Below are 17,358 nucleotides of genomic sequence, written 5' to 3' on the forward strand. Positions count from 1 at the left end.
TCGCGATGGCAAACGGGTGAGTTACACATTTTTGCCGTTATTTAGCCTTTGCGAATCTCCAGCGTGCAGCACTTCGGGCCGCCGCCGGCTTTCCGCAGCTCAGAGATGTCGACGTAGACCGGTTCGTACCCCCGAGCCGAGAGAAGTTCACCCAATCGGGTGGCCTCCACCGGGAGGACGACATTGCGGCCGTCGGAGACGCCGTTGAGGCCGAAACACTTCGCGTCTTCCTTGGTGGCGAGCACCGCGTCCGGGAACACCCGCTCCAGCACGCGGCGCGAGCCGGCCGAGAACGCTTCGGGGTAGTAGACGATCTGGGCGCGGGTCGAGTCCGTCGCTTCGGCGAGCACGAACAGCGCGGTGTCGAGGTGGTAGTAGCGCGGGTCGACCAGCTGCAGCGAGACGACCGGGACGCCGAGGACCTCCTGCGCCTCGGCGTGCGCGGCCGGGTCGGTGCGGAAGCCGGTGCCGGCGAGCAGCAGGGCGCCGGTCCAGGCGAAGTCGCCTTCGGCCTCATTGATCTTCTCCGGCATGGTGATGTCGCGGTAGCCGTGTTCGACGAACCAGCGGCGGAAGTGCTCGGCCTCGGCGGCGCGCTGCGGGGCGCGGAACCGCGAGCCGAGCACCCGGCCGTCGACGACGGTGCCGGAGTTCGCGGCGAAGACCATGTCGGGCAGGCCGGGCTGGGGCTCGATCTCTTCGACGGTGTGGCCGAGGCGGCGGTAGGTGTCGCGCAGCTCGGTCCACTGCGCGACGGCGACGTCGGCGCTGACCGGCTGGGTCGGGTCCATCCAGGGGTTGATCACGTAGTCGACCGCGAAGAAGCGCGGCGGGCACATCAGGTATCGGCGGGTGGTCGGTACGCGGGTGGGCAGTGATCCCTGCATGATTGCAGGGTAAGACAGCCCAATATCGCAATCAATCGCTGTTCGCTGCGCGCATCTGTGCTAGATGTTGCGTGTGAACACCATCGACCAGCGAATCGTTTCGTGTCTAGTGGCGAACGCCCGCTCGAGCTACGCGGAGATCGGCAAGGTGGTCGGCCTGTCGGCGCCGGCGGTGAAACGGCGGGTCGACCGACTGCTCGAAACGGGCATCCTGCGGGGCTTCACGGCGGTGGTCGACCCGGAAGCCCTTGGCTGGGGAACGGAGGCGTTCGTCGAGGTCACCTGCCAGGGCAACATCACGCCGGCCCGGATCCGCGCGCGGCTGGAGCCGTTGCCGGAAGTGGTGGCGGCGTACACCGTGTCGGGCGCGGCGGACGCGATCGTGCACCTGCGGGCGGCGGACATCCACCACCTGGAGACGGCGCTGGAGCGGCTGCGCGGACTGGAGATCGTGGACCGGACGGTGTCGACGGTGGTGCTCTCGCGGCTGCTGGAACGGCCGCCGACGCCGGAGCAGTGACGCGGTCGACCGCCTGCATCGTCAGCTCCCCCGGCTCGAACGCCACCGGCTCCTCGCGCAACGACCGCCACCGCACCGTGCCACCCTGGGCCCATGACCGACAGCATCGTCAGCGAGCACTCCGGCGGCGTCGCCCTGCTGACCGTCGACGCGCCCGGCAGCCGCAACGCGCTGACGCTCGAGCTCTCCGCGCAGCTCGCCGCCGCCGTCGAGGCCGCGGAACGGGACGAGTCCGTGCACGCCGTCGTCGTCACCGGGACGCCGCCCGCCTTCTGCGCCGGTGCCGACCTGTCCGCGCTCGCCGCGGCCGACGAGCCCGGCCTGCGGGCCATCTACGAAGGCTTCCTCGCCGTCGCGCGGTGCGCGCTGCCGACCATCGCCGCGGTCGGGGGTGCCGCCGTCGGGGCCGGGCTGAACCTCGCGCTCGCCGCCGACGTCCGGCTGGCCGGGCCGCGGGCGAAGTTCGTCGCCCGGTTCCTCGAACTCGGGCTGCACCCGGGCGGCGGGATGACCTGGATGGCGCAGCGGCTCGCCGGTCCGCAGCAGGCCGCCGCCATGACGTTGTTCGGGCAGCCGCTCGACGCCGAAGCCGCGGTGCGCGCCGGGCTGGCGCTGCGCGTGGTCGACGGCGGCCATGACGAACTACTGACAGCCGCGCGTGAGCTCGCTCACCCCGCCGTCGCCGCGCCGCGTGAAGCGCTGATCGCCACCAAGCGCAGTCTCCGCGCCACCGCGGGCCTGGCCGAGCACAGCGACGCCGTCGACGCCGAGATCCGGCCCCAGCTGGCCTCGCTGGCGTCACCGGAGTTCGCCGAGCGGCTTTCCCTGCTGCGGGACCGGATCCACTCACGGCCGTGACTCGAGCCGGTGGCCCTACCCTGCGGGAGACGCGCGTCACAACGCGGCACAGCAGCTAACCGTTACGATGAGTTACAGGTATCTGGCGTACCTGCAAAAGAGACATTGAAGAGCACCGATGAGGTCGCCCAACAGCCGGGACACTACCAACATCGGTGTTGAGGGCGAGCTAACCTCGGGAGTAGACCTGGTGAACGCAGCCGCGGCACCGGCAGGCCAACGGAAGCCGTACCGTCGGGAGAGAGGGAATCCCTGACCCATGAGCACGAGTGCGAACGGCAACGGCGCTGGTCACGGCTCGCTCGCCGCCACCAGGCCGACCGAGGTCAGCAAGCTGGACCGGGTGGTCATCCGGTTCGCCGGCGACTCCGGTGACGGCATGCAGCTGACCGGCGACCGCTTCACGTCCGAAGCCGCCGCGTTCGGCAACGACCTGTCGACGATGCCGAACTTCCCCGCCGAGATCCGCGCGCCACAGGGCACCATCCCCGGCGTTTCCAGCTTCCAGGTGCACTTCGCCGACTACGACATCCTCACCCCCGGCGACCGGCCGGACGTGCTGGTGGCGATGAACCCGGCCGCGCTCAAGGCGAACCTCGCCGACGTCCCGCACGGCGGGACGATCATCCTCAACACCGACGACTTCATCAAGCGGAACCTCACCAAGGTCGGCTACGCGAGCGACCCGCTGGAGGACGACACGCTCGAGGCGTACCAGGTGCACCGGGTCGCCATGTCGACCCTGACCCAGGGCGCGCTCGCGGACACCGGCCTCGGCAAGAAGGACGCCGAGCGCTGCAAGAACATGTTCGCGCTCGGCCTGCTGTCGTGGATGTACCACCGGCCGACCGAGGGCACCGAGCGGTTCCTGCGCGAGAAGTTCGCGAAGAAGCCGGACATCGCCGAGGCGAACATCCTGGCCTTCCGCGCGGGCTGGAACTACGGCGAGACCACCGAGTCGTTCGCGACGACGTTCCAGGTCGCCCCGGCGAAGCTGAAGCAGGGCACCTACCGGCAGATCACCGGCAACACCGCGCTGGCCTACGGGATCGTCGCCGCCGGACAGCGTTCCGGCCTGCAGATCCTGCTCGGCACGTACCCGATCACCCCGGCGTCGGACATCCTGCACGAGCTGTCCAAGCACAAGCACTTCGGCATCATCACCTTCCAGGCCGAGGACGAGATCGCCGGCATCGGCGCCGCGCTCGGCGCGTCCTACGGCGGCGCGCTCGGCGTCACCTCGACGTCCGGGCCGGGTGTCGCGCTGAAGTCCGAAGCCGTCGGCCTCGGCGTGATGGTGGAGCTGCCGCTCGTCGTCATCGACGTCCAGCGCGGTGGCCCGTCCACCGGGCTGCCGACCAAGACCGAGCAGGCCGACCTGCTGCAGGCGATGTTCGGCCGCAACGGCGAATCGCCGGTGCCGATCGTCGCGCCGCTGTCGCCGGCGGACTGCTTCGACGCGGCCGTCGAGGCGACCCGGATCGCGCTGAAGTACCGCACCCCGGTGCTGCTGCTCTCGGACGGCGCGATCGCGAACGGCTCCGAGCCGTGGCTGATCCCGGACGTCGAGACGCTGCCCGACCTGCGGGTCGAGTTCGCCGCCGAACCCAACGCGGACAACGACTCCGGCGAGTTCTGGCCGTACGTCCGCGACCCCGAGACCCTCGCCCGCGCCTGGGCGATCCCCGGTACCCCCGGCCTGCAGCACCGCATCGGCGGGCTGGAGAAGGCCGACAAGACGGGCCACATCTCCTACGACCCGGTCAACCACGACAAGATGGTCCGGCTGCGGCAGGCGAAGATCGACGGCATCGACGTCCCCGATCTCGTCGTCGACGACCCGAGCGGCGGCAAGGCCCGCGTGCTCGCGCTCGGCTGGGGCAGCTCGTTCGGCCCGATCGGCGCGGCCTGCCGCCGCGTGCGCAAGCTCGGCCTGCCGATCGCGCAGGCGCACCTGCGGCACCTCAACCCGCTGCCGGCCAACCTGGGCGACATCCTGCGCAGCTACGAAAAGGTCGTGGTGCCGGAGATGAACCTCGGCCAGCTGTCGCTGCTGCTGCGGGCGAAGTACCTGGTGGACGTCCACTCGCACACCAAGGTCGCCGGAATGGCGTTCAAGGCCGAAGAGCTGCAGAACCTGTTCTCGGAGATCATCACCGGCGTTACTACGGAGGCGGCGAAATGACCGCGATTGATCTGGGGATACCCAATCTCGGCGGCCTGGACCTTGTGCCCACCAGCGAGGAGCCGCAGAAGGCCAAGGAATACAAGTCGGATCAGGAAGTCCGCTGGTGCCCCGGCTGCGGCGACTACGTCGTCCTCAACGCGGTCCAGTCCTTCCTGCCGACGCTCGGCCTCAAGCGCGAGAACATCGTGTTCATCTCGGGCATCGGCTGCTCGTCGCGGTTCCCGTACTACCTGAACACCTACGGCATGCACTCGATCCACGGCCGCGCGCCGTCGATCGCGACCGGGCTCGCCACCACGCGGCCGGACCTGTCGGTGTGGGTCGTCACCGGTGACGGCGACGCACTGTCCATCGGCGGCAACCACCTGATCCACGCGCTGCGCCGCAACGTGAACATCAAGATCCTGCTGTTCAACAACCGGATCTACGGGCTGACCAAGGGCCAGTACTCCCCGACGTCCGGGCAGGGCATGGTCACGAAGTCGACGCCGATGGGTTCGGTGGACACGCCGTTCAACCCGCTGTCGCTGGCGATCGGCGCGGAGGCGTCGTTCGTGGGCCGGGCGATGGACTCCGACCGCAAGGGCCTGACCGAGGTCCTGGAGGCGGCGGCACAGCACCGCGGCTCGGCGCTGGTCGAGATCTACCAGAACTGCCCGATCTTCAACGACGGTGCGTTCGACGTCCTCAAGGACGCCGACGAGGCCGCGGCGCGTCTGATCCCGCTGCGCGCGGGCGAGCCGATCCGCTTCGGCCCCAACCAGGAGTTCGGCGTCAAGCGCGGCGACTGGGGCGGCCTGGACGTCGCCAAGGTCGCGGACATCGGCGAGGACGACATCGTCGTGCACGACCCGTCGATCACGGACACGTCGTACGCGTTCGCGCTGTCGCGCCTGGGCGACCAGAACCTCAACCACGTCCCGACGGGCATCCTCCGCCAGGTCGAGCGCCCGACGTACGACGACGGCGCCCGCGCGCAGGTCGAGGAGGCCCGCGCCGCCCGCAAGCCGGACCTGCAGGACCTGCTGCGCGGCAAGGACACCTGGACGGTCGCGTAACCTTCGCTGCTCCCGAAGGCCGCCATGCCCGGTGCATGGCGGCCTTCGGCGTTTCCGGGGTTGCCCACTTGGGACAAGTGTCCTAAGTTTTAGGCCATGCGACCTGAATCACCTTTCGTGTTCTTCGACGTCCGCACCGCCGATCCGGAGGGCAGCAAGCGGTTCTTCGCCGACCTGCTGGGCTGGGAAGCGGACGGCCCGCTGCTGACCGCCGGCGGCGCGCCGTGGGGCGGCCTCACCGAGCTGGCCCCGGGCGATGACCGGGCCCCGCAGTGGCTGCCCTACGCGCCGGTGTCCGATGTGGACGCCGCCGCGGCGAAAGCGCTGGAGCTGGGCGGAACCCTCGTGCGCGAGCGCACCGAGCTGCCGTTCGGCTCCCTGGTGGTGGTCACCGATCCCGGCGGCGCGGCCCTCGTCCTGTTCCAGAAACTCAGCTGAGCGGCCGGAACCCGACGCGTTCGGCGTCCTCCGCCGTCCGGAACCAGACCTCGGCGACCATCTTCGGGAACTGCGCCGATTCCTCGGTGCAGTACCGCAAAGCCGTCACGCTGGCCTTCACCGCGAAGCTGTCGCTGGGCGCCCCGCCGCCCGGCCGCGGCATCGCCGAACCGGGGCCGAACGGGCCCGGCGGGACCGAGTCGCCCGCCGCCTGACGGGCCGGGGGCGGCTCCGGCGCCGCGACGCCGGCGGCCGCCGCCGCCTGGTTCGGCTGCACCGACGGCTCGAACAGCGAGCCGCTGTGCCCGCCGGACAGGTCGGGCTCGCGACGCTCGACCGTGCGCATCGACGGCTGGATCGGCTGCGGCGCGTCGAACCCGCCGCGCACCGCCTCCCGCGGCTGCCGCTTCGGCAGCACCTGCGTCGCTTCGGCGGGGGTCTCCGGTGGCACGTCCAGCTCACTTTCGGCGACGTCGCCGCCGAACGCGTACTGCGGCGGCTCGTCCTCTTCCGAGTCGTCCCTGCGCACGGAACCGGGGTGCTCACCGATGTAGCGCGTGCGCTCCACCGGCTCTTCGAACGCCGACCGCTCGGACGGCGGCTCGTGGTCGAACCAGTCCGGCGTCGCCTCCCCGGAGGGCGGCTGGAACAGCGAGGCCGCCGGGTCCGGCTCCAGCCGCGACAACGCCGGCGACTCGAGCTCCGCCTCGTCTTCGAACGAATCCCCGACCGGGGTCAGGTACTGGGTCGCGGTGGCGCGATCCGGGTCTTCCGGCTCCGGCTCGTCGTCCGTCGTCAGGAACTGAGTGGCCGCGCTCCGGTACGAGTCGTCTTCCGCGAGCTCTGATCCCGGCGGGGGAACGAACGGCTCGGTCGGCGGCATCCGCAACGGCACCTGCGCGTCCAGCTCGGCGAAGTCCTCGTCGATGTCGTCGTGGATGTCGTCGCGGTGGATCGGCGGCGCGGCGACCAGGGTGCCCGGGTAGGACGTCTCCTGGCGGGACGGCTCCGGCTCGGGCCGCGGCTCCGGCCGCCGGAACGACTCGGTGCCGCCCATCGCGGCGGCGTTCGCGGGGGTCCGCGCGGCGTCGGCGTGGGCCTGCGCCAGCGAGCTCTCCAGCCGGCGGACGCTCTTGCGGAGCGGCAGCACGAGCACCAGCCAGGTGAGGAGGACGCCGACGAAGAACGCGGCGAGGCTCCACAGCCAGACCTGTCCGAATATGGACATCTTTTCCTGCCCCTGTTAAGTGCTTAGCGCGTGCGCGCGACCAGGTAGTCGGCGACCGACTCGCACGCGTCCCTGGCGGGTGACGCGGGCAGCGAGGCGAGCTCGGCTCGCGCGCGCTGAGCGTAGTCGGCAAGGGTGACGCGTGCTCGATCGAGTCCGCTACTGACCCGCAGCAGCTCGAGCGCCTCCTGCACGAGCGCGTCGTCGGCGATCGGGCCGGACAGCAGCTCCACCAGCCGGGGGTCGGTGCCCGGGTCGGCCAGCGCGTACAGCATGGGCAGCGTCCGGACGCCTTCGCGCAGGTCGGTGCCCTGCGCCTTGCCCAGCTCGTCGGACGGCGACGCGATGTCGATGATGTCGTCGGAGATCTGGAACGCCGTGCCGATGATGTCGCCGAACCGGCGCAGCGCCTCGACGTGCTCCTCGGCGGCGCCGGACATCATGCCGCCGAACCGGCCGGAGGTGGCGATCAGCGAGCCGGTCTTCTGCGCGATCACGGTCAGGTAGTGCGCGACGGCGTCGTCACCCGGGCCGGGGCCGACGGTCTCGCGCATCTGGCCGGTGACCAGCTCGCCGAAGGTCTCGGCGATGATCCGCGCGGCGTCCGTGCCGAGGTCGGCGACCAGGCGCGAAGCGTGGGCGAAGAGGAAGTCGCCGGTGAGGATGGCGATGGTGTTGTCCCAGCGGGCGTTGACGCTCTCGGCGCCGCGCCGCATGGTGGCCTCGTCCATGACGTCGTCGTGGTAGAGCGTGGCCAGGTGCACCAGCTCGACCGCGGCGGCGGCGATCACCACGTGGTCGTCCTGCTTGGGGCCGAACTGGGCGGACAGCAGCGTGAACAGCGGACGGAAGCGTTTGCCCCCGGCCTCGACCAGGTGCAACGCGGCGTCGTTGACGGCCTGGACGTCACTGCGGACGACCTCGCGCAGCAGCTTCTCGACCTCGGTCAGCCCGCCGGCGATCGAGCGCAACAGGGTTTCGTCGGCGATCTGCAGCCCGACCGACGCCCGCAGGTCGTCGAGGGCGCCGCCCGGCGCAGCGGGGAGGGATCCCGCCCCGGGGGCTGGGGAAGGCACAGACACGTCGGCTCCGCTCTACTCGTGCACCGGTCGGTTGCCCCTTGAGCGTAGTGGCTACGCCGCGCGGTCGTTTACCCGCTGTCCTGCGGAAACGGTGACGAACATGACACCGGCCACGGTCACCCACCGGGTGGTTCGTGATCCTCGGAAGGGTGATCGGAGATTCCGGGCGCAACGGACGTCTCCGCCGAGCGGATATTCAAGCGTGGAAGAGCCGCCGGCACGGCCGCTCTCCGGCGGCGAGGAGGACAGCGAGATGCGCAGCACGATCGTCACGGCTTTGGTGCTGACGGGCCTGGCCGCTTCGGCCGGTTCGGCTGCATCTTCGCCACCACCGGGCGCGGCGGAGATCGGCTCGGCGTCGTTCACGGCGGTCGAGGTCCCACCCCAGGGCCACTGCGCGATCGACGGCCCGGCGAGCGCAACGGCCCAGCAGGTCTCGAAACCGGGAATCACCTTCGGCGGCGGCACATCATCGTGCACGGACACGAAGGTGACGGCAACGGGCAAGGACTTCGAACTGTCGGCGCTGCTGAGGTCGGGAGGGCCCCGGGTGAAGCTGTCGAGCTTCACGGTGACGTGCGAGAGGACGCCGACGCAGACGAACGCGAACTGGACGTACAGCGGGATGTCGGGAATCACGAACCCGCCCAGCCCGGTACCGGTGGGGTACGTGTCGCCGCTCCGGAAATCGGACGGAACGGTCCTGGCGAACGCGGTGTTCAACACCCAGAGCCTGCCGGGCGACGGAAGTATCGGCTTGACGATGCTGCGCATTGATTTCCTCCCGCCATCGGGCATCACCGGAACGGTGGAATTGGGCCGCACCAGCTGTTCCCCAACCCCATAGACGTCACGAGGGCCGCGGCGTGGGAGAGCACCGAGAGGACCGCCGCGGCCCTTGTGACCTCGCTTTTCCGTGGTGGGAACTTTGGTAGGGTGCGAAGCGTCGGATACGCAGGGTGCTCGGGGTGGAGCACACTGCAAGCTAGGGGAGAGCTGATGACGACTGTTCCGGTGAGGCGTCATGCCTGAAGGACCGATTTACGACCCGGGCGGGGATTGGGAGCTGCCAGGGCCGAACGGGGTGCCGCGCGCGGGGTCGTATGGGGGCGGGGGTGCCTCGGGGGCGGGGTTCGAGTATGACGAGGAGACGCTTCGTGAGCTGATGCACGAGTGGAACGACCTGGCCCGCGAGTTCCAAGAGGACCGCGAGCAAGCCCGAGCCATCGCGACAACGCACGGTCCCGGCCTCGAGTATGCAAGTGCCGGCAACGCCGAAAGGATCCGCGCCTCGGGTGACGCCCTCGATACCGCCCTTCAACAACGGGCGGAGTACTGCCGAGCGATGGCAGAGAAGTTCGCGAAGGCGCTTGGCAAGTACGCAGCAACCGAAGAATCCCACGCTTCCGAGATCAAACAAACAGGAGGAACGCTGTGATGCGCCGCTCACTTGTACTGCTCGGCGCATCCCTGCTGGTCCTAACGGCGTGCTCGGACACGAAAGCCGGGACTGCTTCACCCGTGACCACTTCATCAATCCCGACGGATGCCGTACCCGGTCCCGGCGTACCCAAGGTCGATTCACCACTGGACACCGCCCGATTCAAGCGAACGCCATGCGAATCCTTGCCCGCTGAAGAAGTCACGACACTTCTCGGCTCAGGGGCAACAGCCAAAGAGGAGCTGAGCGCACCGGGTGGCCCTACGTGCAACTGGCAACCGGCAGGAACCACCCAGGCAACTGTCGGCATCATCTTCAACAAGGTGAACCAGGCGGGCCTGACCGCGATCTACGAGCAGCAAGGGTCGACATTTCGTCTCTTCATACCGGTCGCCCCGGTGGAAGGTCTGCCAGCCGTCGCGTACGGACTGAAGGACGAGCGTGCCACGAGCGGCCGATGCGCGATCGCTGTTGGAACCAGCGACCACGAGATGATCGATGTCTCCATCACTCAGTCTGAAGCGAACGTCGGCAAGACCGATCCTTGTGTAGCTGCGCATGAAGTCGCCGAGAAAATTGTCGAAAACATCAAAGGGGCGCAGTGATGGTTGCAGAATCGCCGCTGACCGCAGCCGAGATCTACGCACAAATCACAGGAGGCCAAGGCTCCAGTTCTCTCTCCGACGCACAACGCGACGCCGACCATCTCACCACTCGGATGGTTGAACGGGCCCAGCGGATCAGCGCGCTCCGGGCCAAGACCATGTCCGGCTGGCGCGGAGACGCCGGAGAAGCCGCTGCCGACGCTACTCGGCCTCTTGTTCAAGCCGCCGCTGATGATGCTGTTCATCTTCGGAATGCGCAGGCTGCTGTTGGGGCTCAAATGGATGCCTTTGGTACTGCCAAAAACTCCGTCAAGCCTGTTGCCGCCCAGCCGCCGGAACTGCAGGTTGATGATGTTCTTCACGCCGTCAGCGGTGACGGGTGGGGTTCCTACCACGCCAAAGTTGCCGGATGGCAGGCTGACAGCCAGGCCAATATCGATGCCTTCAGCGCCTACCACTCCGCCAGCTCCGCCAACGGTGGGCAAATGCCCTCCCAATACGCGCAGCTTGCCGATTCCGGGGCTCCCGTCTCCATGCGCACCTCCACCGAGTGGAAGAGCGAACCTACCGATACCGGGGAATGGGCTCGGAATCCCCGGGATACGCAGGTTCCCGCTCAGGATCGGCAGACCGTTCGGCCCGGGCAAACCCGAGGCACCGATGGGGACCGGACCCAGGCGACGACCCAGCAAAACCAGCAGACCCAACAGACCCAACAGAATCGGCAAACCCAGCAGAACCAGGTTCGGCCCGGCACCACGAACACCGACAACACCCACGCCAACAGCTACCTCCCCAAACCCGTCCTGCCTGCCGCTCAGGGCGGTTACGAGTTCGGGCCCACCGGGCAGCCCGTCAGCAACCTGACCGGCACCGAGACGAACTGGCCCGGCGGGTTCGGACCAGGGACCGGGCCGTACCCCGGCGTTGGATACCAACCGGGACCCGGAACTCCAGGAACCGGCACACAAACGCCAGGAACCGGGCCGGGAACACCAGGAAACAGGCCCGGGACGCCGAGGACCGGGCCCGGGACCGGACCGAACCAACCCGGCCCCGGAAGCAGCACCGGCGCGCGCCTCCCCCAGGAACGCCTCCCCGGCGCCAACCCCGCCCGCGGCTCCGCCGGCCCCCGGGGCGCCAACGGCTTGCCCATGGGCGCCCCAATGGCCGGCCGCGGCGGCAAAGAAGAAGACCGCGAAAAGAAAAAAGCCCCCTACCTGCAAAACCCCGATCCCGACGAAACCTTCGGCGGCTTCACCGAAAAGCCCATGCCGCCGGTCATCGGTGAGAACAAGAAACGATGATTGCCGCCCTCTCGCTGACCACCCTGCTCACCGCCATGCGCGATGTCGGTTGCGGTGATCCGCACCCCGTCCTGGCCAACGGACTGCGCTACATCCCGCCGTCGGCCGCGGAACGGACAAAGCGGGATGCCTTCGAAGAACTCAGTCGATACGGCTTCACGCAAGGGCACGGCTTCACCCCCGAATTCGAAGATCTGCTGCACCTCGTCGGCCACCCCGCCCGGGAATACGTCGCCTACGCGCGGGATACCGCCGGCCAGCGGAACGTTCTCGTCGCCGTAACCGGCCTGGACAAGGTGTGCGTTGTCTGCCGGGGCGACCGAGTCGAACTCAGCGAGGTCGACGTCCACCCCGCCGACGCCCTCGTCGCGCAGCTGCCGGACTACCGGGCCGTCGACCTCAAACCCTTCTCGCTCCCGCAAGAAGACTTCCGGACGCCCGAGGTCAGTGACGTCTTCGACGAAGAGCGCAGCCGGGAAGCGCAGGAACTCGACGCCCTCTTCCGGCAACCCCACTTCGGCGTCGGGCAACTCCACGCCGATGACAAGACCGTCAGCTACCTCGACCTGAAAGCCGGGCGCGTTGGGATCGCCGTCGCCGATGGCTACATCAGCGTCGTGCCCGGGGAGAACAAAAACCTCAGCCAAAAGCTGAAGGCCGCCACCCCTGGGTAAAGGGGTGGCGGCCGGAAACAGCATCAGAAAGCGAAACCGCCCGAACCGGCCCAGCCGAGCGCGAACGCCGGGACCAAGCCCAGCACCAGCGTCACCGCCGTGCCCAGGAAGATCGCCGTTCCCGTGCCGAAGCCCGGGATGGTGACCGTGGGACCGTCCGCAGCCGGCTCGGAGAAGTACATCAGCACGATCACCCGCAGGTAGAAGAACGCCGCCACCGCGCTGAACACCAGGGCGATCACCACCAGCGGGGCCATGCCGTCCGACAGCGCCGCCGAGAACACCACGAACTTCCCCACGAAACCGGAAGTGAGCGGAATCCCGGCCAGCGCCAGCAGCAAGAACGTGAAGACGCCCGCCACCAGCGGCGACCGCTTGGCCAGCCCGGCCCACGCCGAGAGGTGCGTCGCCTCGCCCGAGGAATCCCGGACCAGGCTGATCACGCCGAACGCCGCCAGCGTCGTGAAGCCGTACGCCAGCAGGTAGAACAGTGTGCTCGACAACCCGTCGCGCGTCATCGCGATCGCACCCACCAGCAGGAAGCCCGCGTGGGCGATCGACGAGTACGCCACCATGCGCTTGACGTCCGTCTGCGTCAGGCCCAGCACCGCGCCGATCACCATCGAAATGATCGCCACGCCCCAGAGAACTCCGCGCCACTCCCACGAAGTCGACGAGAACGCCACCGACAGCACCCGCAGGATCCCGCCGAACGCCGCCACCTTCGTGCACGCCGCCATGAACGCCGTCACCGGCGTCGGTGCTCCCTGGTACACGTCCGGGGTCCACGTGTGGAACGGGCCGACCGAACCCTTGAACAGCAGGCCGACCACCAGGAGACCCAGCCCGGCGAACAGCAGCGTGTCCGACCGGTCCGAACCCGCCGCTGCGGCCGCGATGTCGCCCAGCTTCACCGAGTTCGCGTAGCCGTACAGCAGCGCCAGCCCGTACAGGAAGAACGCCGACGAGAACGCCCCGAGCAGGAAGTACTTGACCGCCGCTTCCTGCGAGAGCAGCCGGCGACGACGCGCGAGGCCGCACATCAGGTACAGCGGCAGCGACAGCACTTCCAGCGCGATGAACATCGTCAGCAGGTCGTTCGCCGCGGTGAACGCCATCATGCCGCCGAGCGCGAACAGCGTCAGCGGGAACACCTCGGTCTGCATGACCGTCGCCGTCTGGGCGCGGTCCTGGACCGTGCCCGGGCGGATACCGGCCTGGGCGACGAGCGCGCCACCCGGCTCGACCACGCGGTCGGAGATCAGCAGCACCGCGCCGACCGCCAGCGCCAGCAGCGTGCCCCAGAGGAACAGCGCCGGCCGGTCGATCGAGATCGCGCCGCTGAACGTCGTCACGCCGCCCGCGGGCGCGTTGCCCGTCGCGTAGATGACCAGGCTGACGCCGGCCGCGACGATCGCCGCCAGGCTCAGGCCGACCTGGATGCCGAACCGGGACCGCTTCGCCGCGAACGCCTCGACCAGCACGCTGACGCACGCCGCGCCGAAGATGATCAGCACCGGCAGGACGGCGTTGTAGTCGACCGACGGCACCTGGATCGGTGGCTCCGGTGCCTGGGTCAGGAGGATGTCGAGCACCTTTACTTGCCTCCCTGGACCGCGGACAGCGTCTGCTGCACCGTCGGGATGACTGTGTCGAGCACCGGCTTCGGGTAGAAGCCGAGGACGAGGATCAGCACGACCAGCGGCGCGAGGATCGCGATCTCCCGGCCGTTCAGGTCCGTGATGGCCTTCTTGGCGCCCAGTTCCGGCGCAATCGCCGTACCCGGGCCGCCGCCGACGCCGACGAGGGCGTCACCGCGGACCGGGCCCTGGAAGACCCGCTGGTAGAGCCAGAGCACGTACGCCGCGGCCAGGACCATGCCCACCGTGGCGAGGATCGTGTACACCGGCTGGTCCACAAAGGACCCGATGAGCACCAGGAACTCCGAGACGAACGAGTTGGTGCCCGGCAGGGACAAAGTGGACAGACCGGCGAGGAGGAACAGGCCCGCCAGCAGCGGCGTCACCTTCGCCATGCCGCCGTAGTCCGAAATGCGAGACGACCCGCCGCGCGCGATCACCAGGCCGATCACCACGATCAGCATGCCGGTGGCGAGGCTGTGGTTGAGCATGTACGTCGCCGAGCCGACCATCGCCTGCTCGTTGAACGCGAAGATGCCCAGCGAGATGAAGCCGAAGTGCGCGATCGAGACGTAGGCGATGAACCGCTTCATGTCCCGCTGCCCCGCGGCGAGGATCGATCCGTAGAGGACGCCGATCACCGAGAGCACCAGCACCAGCGGCGCCAGGGTCCGGCTCGCGTCCGGGAACATCGGCAGGCAGTAGCGCAGGAACCCGAAGGTGCCGACCTTGTCCAGCACGCCGACCAGCAGGACGGCGACGCCGATCGGCGCCTCCCCCGCCGCGTCCGGCAGCCAGGTGTGGAACGGCACCAGCGGCGCCTTGATCGCGAACGCCAGGAAGAACCCGAGGAACAGCCAGATCTGCGTGGACAGCGGCGCGTCGCGCACCACCGTCACCAGCGTCTCCCAGTCGAACGTGCCCTTGCCGAGCTTGTCCTTCGCGAGCGAGTACGCCCCGATCGCCGACGCCAGCATGATCAGGCCGCCGAGGAACGAGTAGAGGAAGAACTTCACCGCCGCGTACTGCCGGTTCGCGCCGCCGTAGCCGCCGATCAGGAAGTACATCGGGATCAGCATGATCTCGAACAGCACGTAGAACAGGAAGACGTCGGTCGCGGCGAACACGCCGATCGTGAGCGCCTCCTGCAGCAGGATCAGCGAGAGGAACCCGCCCGCGCTGCGGCCCGCCGGGAGCTTGTCCAGCGTGCCGAGCCCGCCGACGACGATCGGCACCAGGAGCGCGATCACCGCGATCATGATCAGCGAGATGCCGTCGGTGCCGAACGCGATGTGCACGCCGAAGCTGGGGATCCAGTCGAAGCTCGACGTCATCTGCAGCCGCGCGCCCGAAGGCGAGTAGCTGAGCCAGAACGGGATGATCAGCAGGAACTCGAGGATCGAGAACGCCAGCGCGGCCAGCACCGCGGCGCGGTCGTTCCCCTTGAGGAACGCCAGCACCAGGGAGCCGGCGAGCGGCACCAGGATGAGGATGAGCAACCAGGTCATCAGGAGAACCTCACCAGCAGGAGAGCCGCCAGAAGCAGGAACGTGCCGCCCAGCATCGACAGGGCGTAGGACCGGACGAACCCGGTCTGGAGCCGCCTCAGCCGGCCGGAGCCGCCGCCGAGGGAGGCGGCCAGGCCGTTGACCGCGCCGTCGACGCCGCGGTTGTCGACGAACACCAGCGCCCGCGAGAGCCAGGTGCCCGGGCGGGCGATCAGCGTCTCGTTGAGGGTGTTGCCGTACAGGTCCTTGCGCGCGGCCCGGGTGACGAACGAGACCCGCTGGGGCTGCTCGACCGGGACGTCACGGCGGAAGATCAGGGCCGCGATCAGCACACCCAGCACCGAGAACACGATCGCCGCGACGGAGATCACCCAGGCGTCGAACGGCGCGTGGTGCGCTTCCTCCAGCTTGCCGACCGAGGGGGTCAGCCACTCGGAGAAGCGATCGCCGAGGGCGAAGAACGCGCCGGCGCCGACCGAGCCGACCGCCAGGACCGCCATCGGGATCCACATGATCGCCTTCGACTCGTGCGGGTGGAAGTCACGACCGTCGGAGGACTTGATGTCCTTCCAGCGCTCCTTGCCGAAGAACGTCATCATCATCAGGCGGGTCATGTAGAAGGCGGTGAGCCCGGCGCCGAGCAGCGCCGCGCCGCCCATCACCCAGCCGCGCCAGCCGCCCTGGCCGAACGCCGCTTCGATGATCGCGTCCTTGGTGAAGAAGCCCGACAGCGGCGGGATGCCGATCAGGGCCAGGTAGCCGAGGCCGAAGGTGATGAAGGTGATCGGCATGTGCTTGCGCAGCCCGCCGAACTTCCGCATGTCGACCTCGTCGTTCATGCCGTGCATGACCGACCCGGCCCCGAGGAAGAGCCCGGCTTTGAAGAAGCCGTGCGCGACCAGGTGCATGATGCCCAGCGCGTAGGCGATGGGCCCGAGCCCGACGGCCAGCATCATGTAGCCGATCTGGCTGACCGTGGAGTACGCGAGGACCTTCTTGATGTCGTCGTACGCGCAGCCGATGATGCACCCGAGCAGCAGGGTCACCGTGCCGACCAGCGTGACGATCAGGCGGCCGTCTTCGGTGGCGTTGAAGATGTCCTTCGAGCGGGCCACCAGGTAGACACCCGCGGTCACCATCGTCGCCGCGTGGATCAAGGCCGACACCGGGGTCGGGCCCTCCATCGCGTCCGGGAGCCACGCCTGCAGCGGAAACTGGCCGGACTTACCGCAGGCGCCCAGCAGGAGCAGGATCGCCATCGCGGTGATCGCGCCCGTCGAGAACTTGCCGTCGGCGACCGCCTGGAAGACCTGCGCGTAGCCGGTGGAGCCCGCGTACTTGAACATGATGAAGATCGCCAGCGCGAGCCCGACGTCCCCGACGCGGTTCATCAGGAACGCCTTCTTCGCCGCGGTCGCGGCGGACGGGCGGCCCTGGTACCAGCCGATGAGCAGGTAGGAGGCGAGACCCACGCCTTCCCAGCCGAGGTACAGCGTCACGAAGCTGTTGCCCAGCACCAGGATCAGCATCGACGCGACGAAGAGGTTCAGGTACGCGAAGAAGCGGTACCGGCCCTCGTCGTCGGCCATGTAGCCGATCGAGTAGTAGTGGATCAGCATGCCGACGCCGGTGATGAGCAGCACGAACGTCAGCGACAGCGCGTCGATCCGCAGCCCGAAGTCCACCTGCAGCTGCCCGACCGGGATCCACGAGTAGACCTTGGTGTCGGTCGTGGTGCCCGTGTCGGCGGTGAAGAACAGGATCAGCCCGTAGACGAAGGCGAGGGTGACGGTGGCACAGCCGAGCAGATGCCCCCAGGCCTTCGCGCGCTTCCCGGCCAGCAGGAGGATCAGGGCGCCGAGGCCAGGCAGGGCCACCAGCAGCCACGATGATGCGGTCACTCGGCAATCCTTTCAGTGGCGCG

General features: G+C 68.7%; 16 protein-coding genes. 9 read left to right on the forward strand and 7 right to left on the reverse strand.

Features of this window, described 5'->3' with window-relative positions:
* Positions 1-41: 41 nt before the first annotated feature.
* On the reverse strand, positions 42-887 hold the full coding sequence (ddaH, locus tag ACFVYA_RS05080) for a dimethylargininase (protein ID WP_387042588.1): 846 nt from the start codon (positions 885-887) through the stop codon (positions 42-44).
* Between the two features lie 73 nt (positions 888-960).
* Between ddaH and ACFVYA_RS05085 the strand changes: the two genes are divergently transcribed.
* The 5 genes from ACFVYA_RS05085 to ACFVYA_RS05105 all read left to right on the forward strand — a co-directional run bounded on the left by ACFVYA_RS05085 (position 961) and on the right by ACFVYA_RS05105 (position 5,949).
* On the forward strand, positions 961-1,407 hold the full coding sequence (locus ACFVYA_RS05085; RefSeq protein ID WP_033261465.1) for an Lrp/AsnC family transcriptional regulator: 447 nt from the start codon (positions 961-963) through the stop codon (positions 1,405-1,407).
* A gap of 93 nt (positions 1,408-1,500) precedes the next feature.
* On the forward strand, positions 1,501-2,265 hold the full coding sequence (locus ACFVYA_RS05090; protein WP_387042592.1) for an enoyl-CoA hydratase: 765 nt from the start codon (positions 1,501-1,503) through the stop codon (positions 2,263-2,265).
* 259 nt (positions 2,266-2,524) lie between these two features.
* On the forward strand, positions 2,525-4,450 hold the full coding sequence (locus tag ACFVYA_RS05095) for a 2-oxoacid:acceptor oxidoreductase subunit alpha (protein WP_387042595.1): 1,926 nt from the start codon (positions 2,525-2,527) through the stop codon (positions 4,448-4,450).
* Positions 4,447-5,511: a 2-oxoacid:ferredoxin oxidoreductase subunit beta gene (locus tag ACFVYA_RS05100; RefSeq protein WP_387042598.1), complete on the forward strand. Its 1,065-nt coding sequence runs from the start codon at positions 4,447-4,449 to the stop codon at positions 5,509-5,511. The genes ACFVYA_RS05095 and ACFVYA_RS05100 overlap by 4 nt, the downstream gene beginning before the upstream one ends.
* Positions 5,512-5,607: 96 nt before the next feature.
* Positions 5,608-5,949, forward strand: coding sequence for a VOC family protein (locus tag ACFVYA_RS05105; RefSeq protein ID WP_387042601.1), 342 nt, complete (start codon positions 5,608-5,610; stop codon positions 5,947-5,949).
* On the opposite strand, the gene ACFVYA_RS05110 is transcribed toward ACFVYA_RS05105, so the two are convergent.
* The 3 genes from ACFVYA_RS05110 to ACFVYA_RS05120 are packed head-to-tail and all read right to left on the reverse strand — an operon-like array spanning position 5,942 to position 9,033.
* Entirely contained in the window at positions 5,942-7,177 is a 1,236-nt protein-coding gene (locus tag ACFVYA_RS05110; protein WP_387042604.1) for a hypothetical protein, read from the reverse strand. The genes ACFVYA_RS05105 and ACFVYA_RS05110 overlap by 8 nt on opposite strands.
* Before the next feature lie 23 nt (positions 7,178-7,200).
* Positions 7,201-8,253, reverse strand: a complete 1,053-nt coding sequence (locus ACFVYA_RS05115; protein ID WP_387042843.1) for a polyprenyl synthetase family protein — start codon at positions 8,251-8,253, stop codon at positions 7,201-7,203.
* A 57-nt stretch (positions 8,254-8,310) separates the two neighbouring features.
* Complete coding sequence (locus ACFVYA_RS05120) at positions 8,311-9,033, reverse strand: hypothetical protein (protein WP_387042606.1); 723 nt, start codon at positions 9,031-9,033, stop codon at positions 8,311-8,313.
* Between the two features lie 250 nt (positions 9,034-9,283).
* Between ACFVYA_RS05120 and ACFVYA_RS05125 the strand changes: the two genes are divergently transcribed.
* From ACFVYA_RS05125 to ACFVYA_RS05140, 4 genes are read left to right on the forward strand one after another with little or no spacing between them, the layout of a single operon-like run.
* On the forward strand, positions 9,284-9,697 hold the full coding sequence (locus tag ACFVYA_RS05125) for a hypothetical protein (protein ID WP_387042608.1): 414 nt from the start codon (positions 9,284-9,286) through the stop codon (positions 9,695-9,697).
* Positions 9,697-10,305 (forward strand): DUF3558 domain-containing protein, encoded by a 609-nt coding sequence (locus ACFVYA_RS05130; protein WP_387042611.1) that lies wholly within the window; start codon positions 9,697-9,699, stop codon positions 10,303-10,305. The genes ACFVYA_RS05125 and ACFVYA_RS05130 overlap by 1 nt, the downstream gene beginning before the upstream one ends.
* Entirely contained in the window at positions 10,305-11,612 is a 1,308-nt protein-coding gene (locus tag ACFVYA_RS05135; RefSeq protein ID WP_387042614.1) for a hypothetical protein, read from the forward strand. Before ACFVYA_RS05130 ends, ACFVYA_RS05135 begins: the two co-directional genes overlap by 1 nt.
* Positions 11,609-12,286 (forward strand): ESX secretion-associated protein EspG, encoded by a 678-nt coding sequence (locus tag ACFVYA_RS05140; RefSeq protein WP_387042615.1) that lies wholly within the window; start codon positions 11,609-11,611, stop codon positions 12,284-12,286. Before ACFVYA_RS05135 ends, ACFVYA_RS05140 begins: the two co-directional genes overlap by 4 nt.
* A 23-nt stretch (positions 12,287-12,309) precedes the next feature.
* Here ACFVYA_RS05140 and nuoN read toward each other — a convergent pair whose 3' ends face one another.
* Genes nuoN through nuoL form a run of 3 tightly spaced genes read right to left on the reverse strand, consistent with a single transcriptional unit; the run spans position 12,310 to position 17,335 of the window.
* Positions 12,310-13,881, reverse strand: a complete 1,572-nt coding sequence (gene nuoN / locus ACFVYA_RS05145) for an NADH-quinone oxidoreductase subunit NuoN (RefSeq protein ID WP_285987973.1) — start codon at positions 13,879-13,881, stop codon at positions 12,310-12,312.
* 2 nt (positions 13,882-13,883) lie between these two features.
* The gene (locus tag ACFVYA_RS05150) at positions 13,884-15,434 is read right to left on the reverse strand and encodes an NADH-quinone oxidoreductase subunit M (protein WP_285987972.1); all 1,551 of its coding nucleotides are present in this window, start codon (positions 15,432-15,434) and stop codon (positions 13,884-13,886) included.
* The gene (gene nuoL / locus ACFVYA_RS05155; protein WP_387042616.1) at positions 15,434-17,335 is read right to left on the reverse strand and encodes an NADH-quinone oxidoreductase subunit L; all 1,902 of its coding nucleotides are present in this window, start codon (positions 17,333-17,335) and stop codon (positions 15,434-15,436) included. The genes ACFVYA_RS05150 and nuoL overlap by 1 nt, the downstream gene beginning before the upstream one ends.
* Between the last annotated feature and the right edge of the window lie 23 nt (positions 17,336-17,358).

It is taken from the genome of Amycolatopsis sp. NPDC058278, from assembly GCF_042881395.1.
In the GTDB taxonomy this organism is placed as follows: Bacteria; Actinomycetota; Actinomycetes; order Mycobacteriales; family Pseudonocardiaceae; genus Amycolatopsis.